The sequence below is a fragment of the Candidatus Electronema sp. JC genome (genome assembly GCF_048287365.2).
Taxonomy (GTDB): Bacteria; Desulfobacterota; Desulfobulbia; order Desulfobulbales; family Desulfobulbaceae; genus Electronema.
In genome coordinates, this window is sequence record NZ_JBLWEM020000054.1 from 1 (window position 1) to 16,868 (window position 16,868).

Here is a 16,868-nt window from a genome sequence, read left to right on the forward strand (position 1 = left end):
GCGTTTGAGCTTCTGACCATAGACGTTCAGTCGTCGGGAAAAGCCGGTGGAGCTGGCGCGTATAGGCATCATGCGCAGGCCCGTTCTCTTGCTCAGGACTGACCCGCTCCGCTTCGGCACTGCTATAAACTCGCTGAGTGCTGATTAAAAAATTAATATAATCGTACTCACTTACTTTGGATTTATTCATCCTGCTAGGCTAACTGATTTTTACCAACTGCGTAACTCCTAATACTTTCCTTTGTTAGGCATGATTATTTCCTTTGTCCTTGTTTTCGTTGAACTCCAAATCCCTCAATGTAAAGACTTGCTACAGCATAGTCATATTTTTCGTTATATTTTTTCTTTGAAATCAAGCCGATACTTTCTATTTTTTTCAGAAAACTATCAAAAGAGCTTCCAGATTGAGCAAGACTTGTCTTTTTCCATATATTTTCTAATTCATTCAACTTGAAAAGAGAATATAACTCCCCTATATTGCTAAAAAAATCATTCAATTCTTGATATTCATTTTTTATAGAATCACACCGTTCTTTTGATGCTTCGGCTAAACCTTCGGTCATAGCATTCCAACGTAATAATCTATCAGCAGGGGCATTTTTTCCTTGCTGCGACTTCAATTCCACCTCACGGGCTTTTTTAAGAAGGATTGTTAATGATCTTGGATAGGTGTTATTGCTCGAGTCCGTCATTCTATTATAGACCCATTGCGCAATATACGCATTTTTCCCTTTCTGCTTTAGACCCCAAATCGGAGACAAGATTAAACGCAATGTTTCCTCGTCAGCTTGATCAAGATTACTTTCAGTCATAGGATGTATTCTATTTAAAACATTTTCTACTTTTTTTGAACTAACTACCAACCGATATGCTAATCTTAAAAAATCATTTTTATTCCATTTAAGGAGCAATGTCCTTGCGTCTCCAAAATGGCTTTTATTTGTAAAAACAAGGTTGCTCCATATGTCTTCACGTAAAAATATTTTAAATCTAATCTGAAATAAATCTTGATTATTTGTATCGTAAACTAAACGCATCAACCCTCCAAGAGCATCCTGCTGCCATTCAGTTCCTTCTCGAATGTCCTGATCCATGTCATCATAAAAAAGCCATATTTTTTTATTGTGCCTTAAAAGAAATTCATTAAAATATTTGAAAGCGTCTCTGCAATATCCGTTTATCTCACTATCTATAGCCATTTCAGATAACTTGTCAGTATGTTTAGAATTCCAATATTTTTCTTTGTCAGAAAAATAGTTTTGCAATACTAAAAATAGTTTGTTCAATTTTTTATTTTTCATTTCTTCTGAAAATTCAGGGCATGAACGATAAATACGTATTATTGCATAAATCCTCCATAAAGACAACCAATCTCCTCCTGCCTTAATTTTTTTTTGCATATCTGCAAAAATATCACTGGTTGGCCTAAAAGTATCACTATTGCCATGCGCCGATACAATATTGATATTTTCCAACCGACCATGAGAGCGTTTTTCAGCATTTTCACGATGCTGAGTGAATAATCTGTAAAGGGTTGATTTTCCAGTTCCTTTACGACCTCGAATAACCCAAACAGCATCATCGAGACAGCGGTCAAAGTCATCAGTCTTTTGAAATATTGCATCAAAATCTTGATCGAGTATGCTTGCTGCATCCCGCTCAGGAAAAGAAAGAGAGTCAATCAATTCTAATCTGTTAGACTTTGCAATAATATTTTCAGTTTCTTTTACTCCACTAATTTCTAACAATTTGTTTGCAATTGCCGCATAATAAGGAAGTGCCGTTTCTACAGGGAATTCTTCAGCTCCAGCGACACTAGGATGGTATGGAATTTGAATAAGATCGATTTCTTCTTCATCTTTGGATGAAAATCCCAAATCTGGCTTGACGTTTTCCACCATTCTTGCACCGATAATTCCCTCTGGCACAGGAGAAAGAATTATATTTGCATTAATACCGTTTGCTATTTTTAATATATTTTGAATAAATACAACACCTTCAGTGTTTTGCTTGTTAGGATATAATACAATGAAAACTTCATCTGCGATCCGCAGTAATGACAATCCTCCCCATTCATTCAAACCTGTTCTTGCATCAACAAGTATTATATCAGGTTGAAATTGATCCCATAAATCTTTTTCAAATTGTTCCCAAACATCGTCTTTGCTAAAAAACTGACTAACAGACAGCGATGCTAACCGTTTAATATAACGCTGACTTATCTTTCCAGCAGGAACAACAAATAAATTATGATCCTTTTTATAAGGATAAACAATCCCTGTGCGCCTTCCTTGATCGTTTCCACTTAACTTAATATCCTTATGAAGGCATGTTTGCCTTTCCCATAAATAATCAATCAACCCTTCGTTCAAATGTTCATCGTTTGGCGGCAGCAAGGTTTGCAATGCTGGAGCTTCCACATCCATATCTACAACAGCAACACGCTTCCCAGCTCTGATCAATTGAAAAGCTGTATGGATCAAGGCTGTTGTCCTCCCTACTCCTCCTTTATAGGAGTAAAAGACAACTCTCTTTATTTTATGGGGATATTTTTTAGAAGCATTTTTTTTCCCAGATGACAGCATGTCAACTGCATCTTGCCATGATGCAGGAACTCGCTCATATCCTCCTGCATGAAGTTCTATTCCTTCCTCATTAGCCTCTTGCGAAGTATATAATTCTATAATACCTGGGATTAGCCCTGCGTCGAGTATCAATGATTCGACCTGCTCTAATCTCTGGCTCCTGCTGTAACCTTGAAATTCATTTGAAATAATTGTTAGCAGGACAAAACCTCCTTCACCGATATCAAGCTCGAATTGATGTTGATATCTCTTGGTAAGATTTTTTCTTAATCTTTCTGCATGGTTCATAATAAATCACCTTTATTTTTATCCAACCATCTACAGACATAATCAAAACTATTTATCCATTCATCTTGGCATGTTGCCGTTTCAGCAATATAACGAATGCCGATATAATCCATTGAACTGGCTCCAAGCGGATGAGTAACCTTTTCAAGGTGTTTTAAAAACATATAATCAAGTTTCGCCTTGTCATATAATCTCGACATCCGTTTAATTGCTGTCAACAAACCATGCCCAGGATTTTTGACCGGTTGTTTGAAACAAGAATCTTTTCTCCTACCACTCGGTTGCTCCCATTCTACAACCTTGTGATAAAGGACTAAAAATGCTTTTAGGCGGCATTCAACAGCCACTCCTCCCAAATGAAATGCGGCAATTTTGTGACCGTTGAGTTGAAGTAACTCATTTGCATCTCGCCTTCTTGCTCGAAAGGCTTCATTGTAATCTTCCATTTTAACACAGATTAAACCTTCCTCAACGATTTGACATAATCCGCCCGCAAAAAATTATGCAGCAGCACAATCCCCGCCTTGGTCATGATGGATTCGGGGTGAAACTGCACGCCTTCCACGGCCAAGGTTTTGTGGCGCAGGCCCATCAGCTCGCCCTGATCGGTATGGCAGGTCGCTTCAAGGCAGTCGGGCAACGTGCTTTCCTCCACCACCAGCGAGTGATAGCGCATTCCCTCGAAAGGATTTTCCAAACCGGTGAACACGCCTTTGCCGTCATGGTGCATCGGGCTGGTCTTGCCGTGCATCACCCGGCCTGCCCGGAGCACCTTGCCGCCGAACGCCTCGCCAATGGACTGATGACCAAGGCAGACACCGAGAATTGGAATCTTGCCGCTGAAATATTGAATCGCGGCAATGGAGATGCCCGCCTCTTTCGGCGTGCAGGGGCCGGGCGAGATCAGCAGGCGGTCGGGGCGCATGACCGCGATTTCCTCCACCGTGATCTTGTCGTTGCGGAAAACCCGGATTTCCGGCGGCTGCCAGCCCTGCGGCGCATTGGGCGGCGCGGCGGCCAAGGTCTGGACGATGTTGAAAGTGAACGAATCGTAGTTGTCAATGATGACGATCACGGCAGCAGCCCCTGTTCGGCGAGTTCGACAGCCCGGCGCAGAGCGCGGGCCTTGTTGACGGTTTCCTCGAATTCCTTTTCCGGCACCGAGTCGGCGACGATGCCAGCCCCTGCCTGAATCCAAAGCTCATTGCCCTGCATGACAAAGGTGCGGATGGCGATGCAGAAGTCCATATTGCCGGAAAAACCGAAATAGCCAACCGCGCCCGCGTAGGGGCCGCGCCGCGTTGGCTCCAGCTCGTCAATGATCTTCATCGCCTGAATCTTCGGGGCACCGCTGACCGTGCCTGCCGGAAAGCAGGCGGCCAGCACGTCGAACTGGTCTTTGCCTGCTGCCAGTTTGCCGTGCACGCCGGAAACGATGTGCATGACGTGGCTGTACTGCTCCACCACCATCAGGTCGCGCACCTCGACCGTGCCGCGCTCGGCGACCCGGCCTGTGTCGTTGCGGCCCAAGTCAACGAGCATCAGATGCTCGGCCCGCTCCTTGGGATCCGCGAGCAGCTCCGCCGCCAAGGCTTTGTCCTCTTCAGCATTCGCGCCGCGCTTGCGGGTGCCAGCAATCGGGCGCAGCTCAATCTCGCCGTCCTCCAAGCGCACCAAAATTTCCGGCGAGGATCCGATCAGACAAAGATCGTCCAAGCGGAGATAAAAGAGGTAAGGGCTGGGATTGACGTGGCGCAGTGAGCGGTAGAGCAGGAAGGGATCAAGCGTGGTCGTGGTTTGAAACCGCTGCGAAAGCACCACTTGGATGATGTCGCCAGCAGCGATGTTCTCCTTGGCCCGCTCGACCATGCGGCAGAACAGCTGCTCGTCCATGTTGGAGCGGAACTCGTGCGACCCGCAACCAGCCGCAGCGCAGCTTTCCGGCAGCGGCTGCCGCAGCTTGGTAATGACCGCCGCAATCCGGGCGCAGCCGTCCGCGTGCAAAGCTGCCGCATCCTTGCCCGCTTCCGGCACCACATTGCAGACCACGGTCAGCTTTTGGCTGATGGAATCGTGAATCAGCACCAAGCGCGGGACAATGAAGGAGGAATCGGGGATATCTGACGGCGCATGGCGGTCAGGAATATCCTCAATAAAGCGGATCATGTCGTAGCCAAGGAAGCCGACCAAGCCGCCGTAAAAACGCGGCAGGCCCGGCGCGGTGCTGGCTTTGAAAGCGGCAAGCAGCTCGCGCAGCTCGGTGAGCGGATTGACTCCCTCGCGCAGCTCGGCAGCCGCGCCGCAGCGGGTCAGCGTGATCTGGCCGCCCTTGGATTGAAAGGTCAGCAGCGGATCAAGGCCGATGAAGGAATAACGGCCCCACTTTTCGCCGCCTTCCATGGATTCAAAAAGAAAGGCGTGCCGCTCGCTGCCCGCAATTTTGGCAAAAATGGTCAGCGGCGTGTCTAAATCGGCGATCACCGTGCGGTGCAGCGGCACCAGCCCGGCCTGCGCCAGCATCGCCGAAAAGGCTTCCAGATCAGGAAAATACATGTTCTGTCCTGCGCAAAAAGAAAAAGCCACAGAAGCGGAACGCTTCCGTGGCCGACAGCCCTTCCTCAACCTGCCGGTTCAGGCGGCGGCCAGAGTCCGGTTGACCCGCTTGGTCAGCCGGGAAATCTTGCGGGCGGCGGTGTTCTTGTGGATGGTGCCTTTGCCTGCCGTCTTGTGAATGACGGACATGGCTTTTTTCAGCACATCCTGCGCCCCGTCCTGCGCGCCTGCTGCCAGCGCGTCGTCAACGCGGCGGATGGCGGTGTTTATTTTGGATTTGTTGATGCGGTTGCGCAGACGGCGTGTTTTGGACTGTCTGTTCCGCTTTTCTGCTGAAGCGTGATTTGCCATGAAAGCTCCTTGCTGCTGTCCTGAAAGGTTAAGATTTCTTCTAAAAAGAAGAAAATATAGCTGACCGCCCCGCGCTTGTCAACTCTATTTTCCGCGCTGCCGCGCAGCTCAATTCCCGTCAGCGTTGGCTGCCGCCGCTGGAAGCTGCCTTGGTGCCTTCTCCGGCTCCCTGATGACAATCACCGGAATTTCATCAACAGAACGGCGGTCGGCGGGATTTTTCTCCTGCTGCGCCGCCGGAGGAAGCAGAGGGGCGAAGAGATCGGAGACCGGCGGAGCTTGGTCTGAAGCTGCCTCGTCTTGGGCTGCAAAAATGCTGGTCAGCACATCGCTGACGGTCTGCTGCGCGCCCGCAACCACCTGCTGGCCCGCATCGACCCCCGGCTTGCCGTTCAAGGTGAAATCCGCTCCTTCCCAGTTTGCGCCGAGAAGATCCGCCCCGGTCAAATCCGCGCCGCCGAGCCATGCACCCCGCAGGTTGGCCCCGCGCAGATTGGCTCCGGCCAGACTGGCTGAATTGAGCTGCGCCCCGCTCAAATCCGCGCCCTCCAAATCTGCTTCGGCAAGATTGAGCCGGTTCAGCACCGCCCCGCTCAGATTGCAGCCCCGGCAGGCGTTGTCGGTCAGCAGCTTGTTGAAATTCTGCCTTATTTCAGGAACCGGCGAGCCAAGCAGCTCGGCGGCTCCGGCGTGGCCGACGGCAAGGAGCGCTGCGCAGATGGCGGCTTGGATCTTCATGCCGGACTCAGCGCGTCAGGGCCAGACCAAGTCCTGGTAAATCCAGCCCGAAGGCAGCTGCGGATGCGATATTTTGATCCACTCGCCCTGCTGCTCCACTTTTTTCAAAATCACCTCGCGCACCACCGAGCCGATCTGGCGGTGCTCAATGCCTGCGCCCTCCCGGATGTTGCCTTTCCGCTTGGCGATCACATACGGGGTCTCAGCAACCAAGCTGGCGGCGATCCAGCCGGTTTCATTCTCGAAATCGCTGACGTTGAGCCACTCGCCCTGCCGTCCGACCACCTCCAGCGGATAGCCGCCAGGCGCCTGAAACAGCACAGCGGCCTCAAGACTGGGACCGGAACGGACATTCACGCCGTCTTTGATCACAGACACGAATTCAGCGGCTGAAACAGAGGACGCAAGCAGCAGCGACGCAAGCAGCAGCCCTGTCCGCGCCGCGCAAGTCGGATAATTCATTCATTGTCTCCTTTTCTTTAAATGCAGCACTGTTGTGTGAAGTGCAAGAGATATTCCTGATTGCCGCCCGCGCCGCAGACCGAGGCCGCCGCGCTGCCAACGCAGGTCAGGCCGATCTGCGCCGCGAACTGTCTGATGCCCGCCAGAGCCTCCTCATGCAGCTGCGGCTCGCGGACTATGCCGCCTGCGCCAACCTTGTTTTTCGGCAGCTCAAATTGGGGTTTGACCAAGGCCAGCAGCCGGGCCGGGCCGTCGAACAGCGGCAGCAGCGGCGGCAGCAGAAGCTGAAGCGAGATAAACGACGCGTCGAGAACAGCGAAATCCAGCGGTTCTGGAACCTGCTCTTTGCTCAAATGGCGGGCGTTGGTGCGCTCCAGCACGACCACCCGCCGGTCTTGGCGGAGCTTCCATGCCAGCAGGCCGTAACCGACATCAACGCTGTACACCCGCGCCGCGCCATGCTGAAGCAGGCAGTCGGTGAAGCCGCCGGTGGAGCAGCCGATATCGGCGCAAATCCAGCCTGCGGGATCAATGCCCAGATCGCGAAGGCCGCCGGCCAGCTTCTCGCCGCTGCGGCTGACATAAGGAGGCGGCATTTTCACCCGGATCTCGCTGTCCGCCGCCACCAGCGTTCCGGCCTTGCAGTCGGAACGGGTGCCGACCAGCACCCGGCCCGCGCCGATCAACGCCGCCGCCTCGGCTGCATCTGTCGCCAAACCGCGCTCGGCCAGCAGCAGATCCAGCCGCTTTTTCTGAGACATCAGGGCTGCCGCAGGTTCTCCATCCGCTCCCGCGCCACCTTGGCCTCGCGGCTGTCGGGATAATCAGCGGCCAGCTTGCCATAGATGATTTTGGCGGTTTCCTTGTCAGTCAGCTTCTCAAAAGACATCGCCTGCCGGAGCAGGGCCGCCGGACTGTGCGTGTCGCCGCTGTAATTGGAGATCACCTTCTGATAGTCAAGGATGGCCAGATCGTATTCGCCCTGATTGAACAGGCATTCGCCCATCAAGTAGAGGGTCTTGGCCGCCTGCCTGCTGTCCGGCTGACCGGAGAGATGCTGCTCGAAGAACTTGTAGGCTTCCTTGTATTTTTTGTCTTTGAAGCTGGCCATGCCCTTGGCGAAAAGCGGGTCATCCCCATCTCCCGCAGCTGCCGGAGACGACGGCTCGCGCCTTTCCGCAGGCACGGCAAAGTCATCGTCCTCCTCCTGCCGCTCAGGAGCGGACGGGGCGACGCGCACCTTCCGGCGCTCCGGCTCCAGCTCGGCGACCTCCGCCGCCGTCCCGGACAGGCTGCCGCCCGCCGCCGTGCCGCTCCCCTCTGACGCGGCGAGCAAAGCGAGGTCAGCCTTCTTTCTTGCCTCCGCCGCCTTCTCCGCCGCCTCTTTCGCCCGCAGCTCCGCCTCTCTGGCCTTTTGGGCGGCCTGACGCACCCGGTCTTGACTGGCCTGCTGGAGGCCGCTGGTCAGCTGCTCAATTTTCAGCTCCAGCGAGCGCACCAGATCCTCATTGGACTGGCTCAAATGGCCATTCTCAGACTGCATTTGCTCAATCGCCGCATAGAGCGAGGCGATTTTGGCCTCGGTCTCGCTCTTGTACTCATTGAAACGCTCGATGTTTTCCTGATTCACCGCCCGCAGCTGCCGGGCCTCCTCAGACAGCTCCTCCAGCAGGTTGGCGGCTTGGGCAGACTCCTTGAGCCGCTTCTCCGCCGTTCTGGCCTCAACTTCCTTAAGCTGCTCCGCTGTTTTTGATTCAACGGTCTGCACCTTCTGATTCATGCTGCGGAGCTGATAATTCAGCCGCCGCACCTCGTCCTGACTGGCGCATTGGCAGAGCAGCAGAAGAGCGCAGGCCGCCGCCGCCATATTGCTGTATCCTTTCATGAGCAAAACCTCTGATGGAATAAAACTGAAAGCCGCCGGTCAGTTGCGGCGGGGAGACCAGCGGGGATAGGACTGATTGCCCTTCAGCCGGAAGAGCGTCCGCTCCCCTGTGCCGTTGGCGTGGATGACGCACAGCTCCATCTGGCCGTTCCGCTTTCTGGAAAAAGCGATCTGCCTGCCGTCGGGCGACCAAGTCGGCGACTCATAGTCGCCGTAGCCGGAGGTGACGCGGACCGGCGCGCCGCCGTCTGTCGGGATGGTGAAGATGTGGTAGCGTCCGGCGGTCAGGCTGGTGTAGGCGATTTTGTCGCCTTTAGGCGACCAGGACGGCTCGACGTTCTCTTTGCCCTGCAAGGTGAGCAGGCGGGATTTTTTGCTGGCGAGATCCATCACATAGATCTGCGGCTTGCCGCTGCGGTCCGAGACAAAGGCGATCTGCCTGCCGTCCGGCGAAAAGGAGGGCGAAACATTGATGCCCGCCTGCTCGGTCAGCCGCTCCAGCACCTCGCCCCGCACGTCCATGCGGTAAAGATCAGGACTGCCGTCCCGGCTCAAAGTGACGATCATGGTCTTGCCGTCCGGCGAGAAGGCCGGGGCCAGATTCATGCCCTCGCGGCGGGAGATGGCGCGGGTGGTGCGGTCTTGGCTCAGATCGGTGATGTAGAGGTTCTGGTTGCCGCGATGATAGGAGGAGTAGGCAAGACTGCCGCCGTCCGGCGTGAAGCGGGGCGAGACGCAGAGATGATTGTGCTTGGTGACCTGGCGCACCTTGCGGCCCAGCACGTCGGCGAGATAAACTTCTTTGCTGCCGGAGCTGTCGGAGATGAAGGCGATGGAAGTGCGGCTGACACCCGGCTCGCCGGTGAAATCCTCCACCAGCGCGTCAACGAGACGCAGGGCTAAATCGTCCTGCTGGCTGACATCGCCCCGGAACTGGCGGGCAGGCAGCAGCTTGTCCGCCGTGGTGTCGAGCAGGCGGCCCTCGACCGTCATCCGTCCGCCGGAGATCGTGTATTTGCCGGTCACCACATAATCTGCGCCGCCGCGCCGCCAGTCGGCGCTGCTGCCGGATCCGCCGCGCTGCGGGCCGACAGTCTGAATGAAACCGTGAAATTCCAAACCGGTGGTCACCAGCCGGGCTATGTCTTTGCCGACGGCGGACGCGCTGCTGCCGGAACTGTCGGTGAAGGGCGGCACGGCCACAGCCAGCTTGCGCACGCCGGAGCTGGCGATGTCTAACTGAATGCGCTCGGCGGCGGCTTCAAAGCTGACCAGCAGCAGCGCCAGCAAAGCGGAAAAAACAGCGGAACAAAGGCGCGGCAGGGAGGATCGGCGGTTCATCGCGTGCATGAAAAAGTCTTGGTGAAGGTTATAAAGTCAGTCCTTGCGGGGTGAAATTCAAGGCGAACTCCAGTCGGTCCTTATCAGGGATCAGAGTGAAAAACCTAGGCAGCGGCGCGCTGCGCAGGGCCTTGACCACCGATTGATCAAAGAGCGGGTCACCGGACTTCCGCTCAATCTGCAAGTCCTCAATGGTGCCGTTTTTATTCACTGTCAGCGCGACCACCGTTTTCAGCTTCCGGTTGCCTGCGGTCAGCTCCGGCACCTTCCAGCGGCTGCTGATCTGCTCGTTCAGCTGCCGGGCGTAATGATTCAGGCCCGCCGAGCTGGCTGCGCCGCTGCCGCCGCCGGAACCCATGCCTGTGCCCAGCAGGCTGCCGCTGCCCGCCGCCGCTGTGCTGACCGCCATATTTTCCCGCAGCGCGCGCACCAGCTGCTCCCTGGCCGCCACTGCCGCCTCGCGTGCCGCCGCCGCCTCGCGCTCGACGCGCCGGGCCTCGGCAAGAGCCTTCTGCCGCTCCTGCTCCGCCAGTTTTTTCCGGGCTTCAGCCGCCGCCGCTCTTTTTTCCGCCGCCGCTTTAGCTGCTTCAGCAATTTTCGCCTGCTCTTTTTTCGCTGCGGCGATCTTGGCGGCCTCTTTTTCCTTCCGGGCTTGCTCTTCATCAGCAACCCGCTTGGCTTCAGCAGCTTTCTTTTCCGTCTCCAGCTTTGCCGCCTTGACAGCCTCCTGTTTTTTAGCCTCGGCCAGCTCGGCCTGCCGTTTCAGCTCCGCTGCCTTGGCCTGCTCACGGGCTTTTTCCTCGGCCACGGCCTTTTTCGGCTGCACGGGCTTGAGGGACACAACCTCTTTGGCCGGGGCGGCGACCGGCGCAGGCGCCGCTGTTTTTTTCACCGGCTCGGCAGGCGCAAGCGCAACAGGCGCAGCTGTCTTTGCCAACGGCTTGACTGGCTCCGCAGTCTTGGGTGCCGGACGCACCAAGACTGGGGCGGCCTCTTTTTTCACCGCCTTCGGCTCCAATTTGACCTCCTGCGCCACCGACGGCGGCACGGCCTCCTTAGCCAGCGGCTTTTCCGGCTTGACTTCGGCCCCTGGCTCCGCTGTCCGCAGAGAAATTTTCCGGCGGCTGCCTGCCGTGAGTTCGACCAGCGGCGGCTCCTCTGCTGCGGGAACAGACCTCTCCGCCGCCACGGGGGGGAGGGCTGAAGCACTCAAGCTGATGAAATTGACCATGACCGCGTTGTCGAGCTTGAGGCCCGGACTGCTGCCAGTCATGTTTTGCAGCATCACCGCGCTGCCGAAGACCGCAAGGTGCATGGCCACCGCCAGATTGAGCGGCCACTGCCAGCCCGGCCCGGTCTCGCGCTCATCCAAAAACGCCTGCCAGTCATCGTAATTCATGCCTTTCATTGCGCCGCCTCTCCTGCCTGACGATCTTCATCAGGCTGCGTGACCATGCCTAACTTGTCAAATCCTGCCTGCTTGATCTGGGCCATGATCTGCACCACAATACCGTAGGACACGGTTTCGTCCGCTTGCAGATAAATGGCCTCTTCCCGCTGCGCCGCAGGCAGCTTCTCCAGCTCATGCCGCAGCCCGGCAGCGGTAAGGGGCGCAGTGTTCTTGCCGAGAAAAATCTGGCCGGAGCTGTCAATCACCACCGACAGCGGCTCCGCCTCCTGCTCCAAGGACTCGCCTGTGGTTTTCGGCAGATTGATGTCAATGCCCTGGGTCATCATCGGCGCGGTGACCATGAAGATGATCAGCAGCACCAGCATGACATCGACCAGCGGAGTCACATTGATCTCCGCCGCCAGCGATTTGCGGCCTTTGCCGCCTGTGGTTCCCATTCCCATGATGACCTGCCGGTCAGGTTGAATTCGGGCCGCTACTTTCTCGTCAGCATGTCCCGTTCGATCAAATTGAGAAAATCAAAGGAGAAATTTTCAATTTCCGACTGAAAGTCCGCCGCCTTGCTGGAGTAGTGGTTGTAGAAGACGACTGCTGGAATGGCAACGGCGAGACCGGCGGCAGTGGCCACCAAGGCCTCGGAAATGCCTGGCGCGACCACCGCCAGCGAGGCCCCGCCGCGCGCGCCGATTTCCTGAAAGGAGACAAGAATGCCCCAGACCGTGCCGAAAAGGCCGATGAACGGCGTGGTGCTGCCGGTTGTGGCCAAAAAGCCGAGGGAACGCTCCAACCGCTCCAGCTCAATCAGCTGGGCCTTGCGCACCGCCCGTTTGAGGTTGTCCATCACCGCCAGCTTGGTCTGGAGGGTTTCCGGTTTTTCCGGCGGCGCCGCCGCCTGCCCGGCGGCGCGCACAGCGCTGATTTTGCGCAGCTCGTTGAAGCCCGAGACAAAAACTGCCGCCTCCGGGCTGAGGGCTGAGGCTTTGGCCGACTCATAGGCGTTGTTCAGGGTTTTTGACTCCCAGAAATCAACGAGAAACTCCTCGGAAGCCTTGCGGGAACGGGAGAAGAGGAGATGCTTGGAGATGATGATCCACCAGGAAACCACAGAGAAAAAAAGAAGCGTGAGCATGACGAATTTGACCACCAGCCCGGCGTGGGCCATCATGCTGAAAACAGAAAAATCCACAAGCGTGCTCCTGCAAAGGCAATGGGTTGAATTTTATCTGCAATCTGAACGCCGCGCAAACCCCTGCCGCTCTCCGTCCGCCGTTTTTTCCTGCGGCAGGCGGAGCATCTGGACGAGGGCTTCCAGAACAATGAGCCAGCTGAGACGTTCCCCACTGATTATAGCTGGTTCGGAAAATTCTGTCGACCCTCAACTGAATATAGTGTACATAGCCGGAAAGAAAAGCAAGGGCATTGTCCGCCGAAATTCATCGGCAGACCAGGCCTGCGCAGCCATCCAGCCAGAGGAGAGGTTCATGTCTGATGCAATCTATGATGTGGTCATTGTCGGCGCAGGTCCGGCAGGCATTCAGGCGGCCATTCACGCCGCCCGCAGAAAAACCCGGACGCTGCTGCTGGGCCGGATTGAAAGCAGCGCGCTCTATCCGGCGCATGTGGAGAATTACGCCTGCGTGGACGGAGTGAAGGACGGCAGGGAGCTGCTGGAGACCGGTCTGGCGCAAGTGCTGCGTTTCGGCGCGGAGCAGCTGCGCGAGGATCTGCTTAAAATCAGCCAGCAGGAGGACGGCCTTTTTGCTGTGGAGACCGAGAGCGGCGGCAGGCTGCTCTGCCGCGCCCTGATTTTAGCGATGGGCACAGCCAAAACCAAGCTGGGCGTGCCGGGCGAGAGCGAGTTCTCAGGCCGGGGCGTGAGCTACTGCGTTGACTGCGATGCCAATTTTTTCCGGGGCGCGACGGTGCTGGTGGTCGGCAATCACAGCGCGGCGGCGGACGGTGCGCTGACTCTGCTCGACTACGCGGCCAAAGTTTATTTAGCGGCGACGGAGCTGAAGGTTTCGGACGAGCTGCTCCGGCGGCTGACCGAGAGCAAGGTCGAGCTGCTGACAGGCCGCAAAGTCAAGGAAATCTGCGGCAACGAGTCCGGTGTGCAGGAGGTTGTCTTGGACAACGGCGAGGAGGTCAAGACCGACGGCGTGTTCATCGAGCTGGGAGCAAAGGGCGCACTTCAGCTCGCCGCTCAGATCGGCGTGCAGATGGACATGGAGCTGTTCAAATATATTGACGTGAACCGCAAGCAGGAAACTAACATCCCCGGCGTGTACGCTGCCGGGGACATCACCGGGCCGCCCTACCAGATGGCCAAGGCGGTAGGCGAGGGCTGCGTGGCGGGCATGGAAGCCGCGCAGTTCGCCCGCAAGCAGCGGCAGGTCTAACCGATCACGCGCGGCACGACAAAGGCCGCGCCGTCATGGCTGGCACTGCCGGACAAGGCAAGTTCCCTTGGCAGCGAAGGCCGCGTCTCGTCCTCGCGGAAGGCGTTGGCCGCCCCGGCGAAACAGGTTTCCGCCGCAATTCCTGCCGTGTCCAGCTCGTCCAGCTTGGCCACATAGCTGAGAATGGTGTCCAGCTGCCCGGTCATCCGCGTGATTTCTTCGCCGCTCAGGTCAAGCCGGGCCAGCCGGGCGGTCTTTTCCACTTCCTCTTTAGTTATCCTCATGCTGCTCCAATGGTTTTGATGGATCTGCCTCCGGCTCTTTCGTGACCGGCGCAGGCTGAACTTTTTGTTTGACCTCCAAGCGAGGGATTGCATCTTCGTCTTTCACCGCTGCCGGTTCTTTGGGCGGCTCCTCTTTTTTTTCAGCGGCCTGCCGCCGTTCCGCCTGCCGCAGCTGACGGAGCCGGGCGCGGACTGCGGCAAGCAGGACGGCATCCTCCTTGCCGCCATGCTTGACCTGCTCCAAAGTCTGCTCATAAGCGGCCTCCGCCTGCTCGCGGCTGCCTTCTCCGGCATGAGCCGCGCCCAGATTGAACAAGGCGTATGGATTGTCCGGCGCGCTCTGCAGGGCCTGCTGGAAATATTTTCTCGCCTCGCCGTAGTCTTTGTTTTGCAGCTTGAGGAAACCCTGATCCATCAGGGCGTAGGCGTGCTCCACATCTCGGTCGTTCTTCAGCAGCTGCTCCGGCACCGCGCCGGAACCCGGTTTGACCTCCTCCAGCTTGTCCCGCTTTTTATAATACAGATCAGCCAGCTCCGGCGCGCTGTTGACAATCCGGGGGGCGATGAAGATGAACATGTTGGTTTTCCGCCCGCTGTTCTCATGGGTCTTGAAGAGCCAGCCCAGCAGCGGAATATCGCCCAGCAGCGGCACTTTGTAGTCGCCGGAGGTAGCATCCTGGCCGATCATGCCGCCGATGACCACAATCTCCTGATTATGCACCACGACGGTGGTCGCCGCGCTCCTCTTGTAGGTGGTTGGGGTGGCCACGCCCGCCTCGCTTTTCAGGCGGGTGACTTCCACCGCGATGTCTAAGCGAAGCAAGTTGGCCTGATTGATCTGCGGGGTGATTTTGAGCGTGGTGCCCACATCCTTGTACTCGTAATTGGTGTAGTCCTGCGTGCTGCCGGTCGAGGAGCTGTTCTTGCTGGTGATGTAGGGCACGTTTTCGCCCACAGTGATATTGGCCTCCTTGTTGTCGGTGGTCAGTATCTGCGGGGTGGCGATGATGTTGATGTCCGAGTCCTTCTGGAAGGCGTTGACCACTGAGCCGATGTCCGGGAAATACGCGCCGCCGATCTTAACCCCTTTTTTCAGAATGCCCAGCGTGGCCCCGTTGGCCATGCCTGCCGTGCCCTTGCTCACACCGCTGATCAGGCTGAATTTGTTTTTAGTGAAACCTGCCCCCAATGTGCCGGTCTCATCATGAAAGCTGCCAAGGCCGCCCCATTCCGCCCCGATCTCAAACTGTTTGTCAATTGAGACCTCCATGATCAGTGCTTCGAGATAAACCATGCGCCGGGGAACGTCGAGCTTTCTGATCACTTCCTCCAGAACCATGTACTCCTCCTTGGAGGCGGTGATGATCAGGGTGTTAGTCTCCGGGTCGGCGGTGATTTTAATGTCCGTTGACAGCTGGACAGACGGCGCGGCAGCAGTCTCCGCCTTCGCCTCCTCGCCCGCTTTGGGCCGGGCCGCCGTCACATTTTTGGCCAAATCGCCGCCCGGCTTGCCGCTGGGCAGACTGGTCAGCACTTTGACCATCTCTTCGGCGTTGGCGTGCTGAAGCGTGTAGACATGGATGTTGCCGCCTTCGCTGGTCACGGCCACATCCAGCTGCTCCAGCATGAGCTTGAATTTAAGAATTTGCTCCTTGGAGCCGAAAACAATCAGTGAGTTGGTCCGCTCGTAGGGAATGATCTTGAAAGTTTGAGCCGGAGCCGCGCCGGGCCGCCGGGCCGCTGTCTGCGTGAAAAGCTGGCCAGCGGATTTGACGATGCTCTCCACCGAGGCATGCCGGAGCGGAATGATCTCCAGCTCCTCGCCGTCGGCAGGCACGTCCATCGCCGTGATGATTTCCATCAGCCGGTTGATGTTGGACAGCGCGTCAGCGATGATCAGCAGTTTGGACTGCTCATGTGGAATGATCAAGCTGGTTTTTGAAAGCAGCGGAGCGAGGATTTTCCGCACTTCTTCTGGGGAAATATTGGCCACTGGAATAATCCGGGTGACGATTTTATCGTCAGTCCGGCTGGTTTCTCCCTTGATCACTGTGGGGATGCTTTTCGAGCGGGCATGAACCGCCGGAACAATTTTGATCACTGAGCCGCTCGGCACGGTGGCGAAGCCATGCACCTCCAGCACCGACTCAAAGACCCGGTACGCGTCCGAGACAGAAATTTTGTCCGGAGCGATGATGGTGACTTTGCCTTTCACCGCCGGATCAACAATGAAATTTTTGCCGGTCATCTGGCTGATCAGGTTGATCAGCACATTGAGATCAATGTCCGGAAAATTGATCTGCACCTGCTCCGGCTTTTTCTTATCCGGCGGCGCCTTTTTCTCAGCAGCGGGCAGACCGGACGCGAAGGCGGCAAGCAGCAGAAAGCAGCAAAGGAAGACGCGGCAGGCAGCGGCGGTGATATTTTGTTTCATATAGGAGTTACGCAGTTGGTAAAAATCAGTTAACCTATCAGGATGAATAAATCCAAAGTAAGTGAGTACGATTATATTAATTTTTTAATCGGCACTCAGCGAGTTTATAGCAGCGCCGAAGCGGAGCGGGTCAGTCC

16 protein-coding genes and 1 pseudogene are annotated in these 16,868 nt (G+C 56.0%); 1 reads left to right on the plus strand and 16 read right to left on the minus strand.

Translation table 11 applies throughout. The features are described from left to right. From ACNKH3_RS08645 to tolQ, 14 genes and pseudogenes are all read right to left on the minus strand, one after another. Nucleotides 1-190: pseudogene (locus ACNKH3_RS08645) on the minus strand (IS701 family transposase); the annotation flags it as partial. A 64-nt stretch (nucleotides 191-254) separates the two neighbouring features. Further along, nucleotides 255-2,873 (minus strand): tyrosine-protein kinase family protein, encoded by a 2,619-nt coding sequence (locus tag ACNKH3_RS08650; protein ID WP_420208935.1) that lies wholly within the window; start codon nucleotides 2,871-2,873, stop codon nucleotides 255-257. Then, entirely contained in the window at nucleotides 2,870-3,319 is a 450-nt protein-coding gene (locus tag ACNKH3_RS08655; RefSeq protein ID WP_420208936.1) for a hypothetical protein, read from the minus strand. Before ACNKH3_RS08655 ends, ACNKH3_RS08650 begins: the two co-directional genes overlap by 4 nt. Nucleotides 3,320-3,330: 11 nt before the next feature. Continuing rightward, complete coding sequence (locus ACNKH3_RS08660; protein WP_420208937.1) at nucleotides 3,331-3,948, minus strand: anthranilate synthase component II; 618 nt, start codon at nucleotides 3,946-3,948, stop codon at nucleotides 3,331-3,333. Beyond that, nucleotides 3,945-5,426, minus strand: coding sequence for an anthranilate synthase component I (gene trpE, locus ACNKH3_RS08665; RefSeq protein WP_420208938.1), 1,482 nt, complete (start codon nucleotides 5,424-5,426; stop codon nucleotides 3,945-3,947). The genes ACNKH3_RS08660 and trpE overlap by 4 nt, the downstream gene beginning before the upstream one ends. A 78-nt stretch (nucleotides 5,427-5,504) precedes the next feature. Next, nucleotides 5,505-5,777 (minus strand): 30S ribosomal protein S20, encoded by a 273-nt coding sequence (gene rpsT / locus ACNKH3_RS08670; protein ID WP_420208939.1) that lies wholly within the window; start codon nucleotides 5,775-5,777, stop codon nucleotides 5,505-5,507. A 108-nt stretch (nucleotides 5,778-5,885) separates the two neighbouring features. Then, nucleotides 5,886-6,515: a pentapeptide repeat-containing protein gene (locus tag ACNKH3_RS08675; RefSeq protein WP_420208940.1), complete on the minus strand. Its 630-nt coding sequence runs from the start codon at nucleotides 6,513-6,515 to the stop codon at nucleotides 5,886-5,888. A gap of 15 nt (nucleotides 6,516-6,530) precedes the next feature. Next, nucleotides 6,531-6,977 carry an SH3 domain-containing protein gene (locus ACNKH3_RS08680; protein WP_420208941.1) on the minus strand — a complete coding sequence of 149 codons (447 nt, stop codon included), beginning with the start codon at nucleotides 6,975-6,977 and terminating at the stop codon, nucleotides 6,531-6,533. A 17-nt stretch (nucleotides 6,978-6,994) separates the two neighbouring features. Beyond that, a complete protein-coding gene (locus ACNKH3_RS08685; RefSeq protein ID WP_420208942.1) occupies nucleotides 6,995-7,738 on the minus strand; it encodes a TlyA family RNA methyltransferase in 744 nt (247 codons plus the stop codon). After that, on the minus strand, nucleotides 7,738-8,862 hold the full coding sequence (locus tag ACNKH3_RS08690; RefSeq protein ID WP_420208943.1) for a tetratricopeptide repeat protein: 1,125 nt from the start codon (nucleotides 8,860-8,862) through the stop codon (nucleotides 7,738-7,740). The genes ACNKH3_RS08685 and ACNKH3_RS08690 overlap by 1 nt, the downstream gene beginning before the upstream one ends. A gap of 39 nt (nucleotides 8,863-8,901) precedes the next feature. Next, nucleotides 8,902-10,212: a Tol-Pal system beta propeller repeat protein TolB gene (tolB, locus tag ACNKH3_RS08695; RefSeq protein ID WP_420208944.1), complete on the minus strand. Its 1,311-nt coding sequence runs from the start codon at nucleotides 10,210-10,212 to the stop codon at nucleotides 8,902-8,904. A gap of 19 nt (nucleotides 10,213-10,231) precedes the next feature. Further along, nucleotides 10,232-11,611 (minus strand): cell envelope integrity protein TolA, encoded by a 1,380-nt coding sequence (gene tolA, locus ACNKH3_RS08700; RefSeq protein WP_420208945.1) that lies wholly within the window; start codon nucleotides 11,609-11,611, stop codon nucleotides 10,232-10,234. Then, nucleotides 11,608-12,057: a protein TolR gene (tolR, locus tag ACNKH3_RS08705; protein ID WP_417915988.1), complete on the minus strand. Its 450-nt coding sequence runs from the start codon at nucleotides 12,055-12,057 to the stop codon at nucleotides 11,608-11,610. Before tolR ends, tolA begins: the two co-directional genes overlap by 4 nt. A 32-nt stretch (nucleotides 12,058-12,089) precedes the next feature. Then, complete coding sequence (gene tolQ, locus ACNKH3_RS08710) at nucleotides 12,090-12,800, minus strand: protein TolQ (RefSeq protein WP_417915987.1); 711 nt, start codon at nucleotides 12,798-12,800, stop codon at nucleotides 12,090-12,092. 295 nt (nucleotides 12,801-13,095) lie between these two features. On the opposite strand from tolQ, the gene ACNKH3_RS08715 reads away from it, so the two are divergent. Next, complete coding sequence (locus ACNKH3_RS08715; RefSeq protein WP_417915986.1) at nucleotides 13,096-14,013, plus strand: NAD(P)/FAD-dependent oxidoreductase; 918 nt, start codon at nucleotides 13,096-13,098, stop codon at nucleotides 14,011-14,013. Here the strand turns inward: ACNKH3_RS08715 and gatC are convergent. Continuing rightward, entirely contained in the window at nucleotides 14,010-14,297 is a 288-nt protein-coding gene (gene gatC / locus ACNKH3_RS08720; protein WP_417915985.1) for an Asp-tRNA(Asn)/Glu-tRNA(Gln) amidotransferase subunit GatC, read from the minus strand. The two genes, ACNKH3_RS08715 and gatC, sit on opposite strands and share 4 nt — an antisense overlap. Beyond that, a complete protein-coding gene (gene gspD / locus ACNKH3_RS08725) occupies nucleotides 14,284-16,731 on the minus strand; it encodes a type II secretion system secretin GspD (RefSeq protein WP_420208946.1) in 2,448 nt (815 codons plus the stop codon). Before gspD ends, gatC begins: the two co-directional genes overlap by 14 nt. Between the last annotated feature and the right edge of the window lie 137 nt (nucleotides 16,732-16,868).

Excerpts from the sequence above, each read along its gene's own strand:
- ACNKH3_RS08680 (WP_420208941.1), bottom strand. The coding sequence starts at position 6,977 with ATGAATTATCCGACTTGCGCGGCGCGGACAGGGCTGCTGCTTGCGTCG.
- gatC (WP_417915985.1), bottom strand. The coding sequence starts at position 14,297 with ATGAGGATAACTAAAGAGGAAGTGGAAAAGACCGCCCGGCTGGCCCGG.
- tolA (WP_420208945.1), bottom strand. The coding sequence starts at position 11,611 with ATGAAAGGCATGAATTACGATGACTGGCAGGCGTTTTTGGATGAGCGC.
- ACNKH3_RS08655 (WP_420208936.1), bottom strand. The coding sequence starts at position 3,319 with ATGGAAGATTACAATGAAGCCTTTCGAGCAAGAAGGCGAGATGCAAAT.
- tolR (WP_417915988.1), bottom strand. The coding sequence starts at position 12,057 with ATGGGAATGGGAACCACAGGCGGCAAAGGCCGCAAATCGCTGGCGGCG.
- ACNKH3_RS08675 (WP_420208940.1), bottom strand. The coding sequence starts at position 6,515 with ATGAAGATCCAAGCCGCCATCTGCGCAGCGCTCCTTGCCGTCGGCCAC.
- trpE (WP_420208938.1), bottom strand. The coding sequence starts at position 5,426 with ATGTATTTTCCTGATCTGGAAGCCTTTTCGGCGATGCTGGCGCAGGCC.
- ACNKH3_RS08685 (WP_420208942.1), bottom strand. The coding sequence starts at position 7,738 with ATGTCTCAGAAAAAGCGGCTGGATCTGCTGCTGGCCGAGCGCGGTTTG.
- tolB (WP_420208944.1), bottom strand. The coding sequence starts at position 10,212 with ATGCACGCGATGAACCGCCGATCCTCCCTGCCGCGCCTTTGTTCCGCT.
- gspD (WP_420208946.1), bottom strand. The coding sequence starts at position 16,731 with ATGAAACAAAATATCACCGCCGCTGCCTGCCGCGTCTTCCTTTGCTGC.
- ACNKH3_RS08690 (WP_420208943.1), bottom strand. The coding sequence starts at position 8,862 with ATGAAAGGATACAGCAATATGGCGGCGGCGGCCTGCGCTCTTCTGCTG.
- rpsT (WP_420208939.1), bottom strand. The coding sequence starts at position 5,777 with ATGGCAAATCACGCTTCAGCAGAAAAGCGGAACAGACAGTCCAAAACA.
- ACNKH3_RS08650 (WP_420208935.1), bottom strand. The coding sequence starts at position 2,873 with ATGAACCATGCAGAAAGATTAAGAAAAAATCTTACCAAGAGATATCAA.
- ACNKH3_RS08715 (WP_417915986.1), top strand. The coding sequence starts at position 13,096 with ATGTCTGATGCAATCTATGATGTGGTCATTGTCGGCGCAGGTCCGGCA.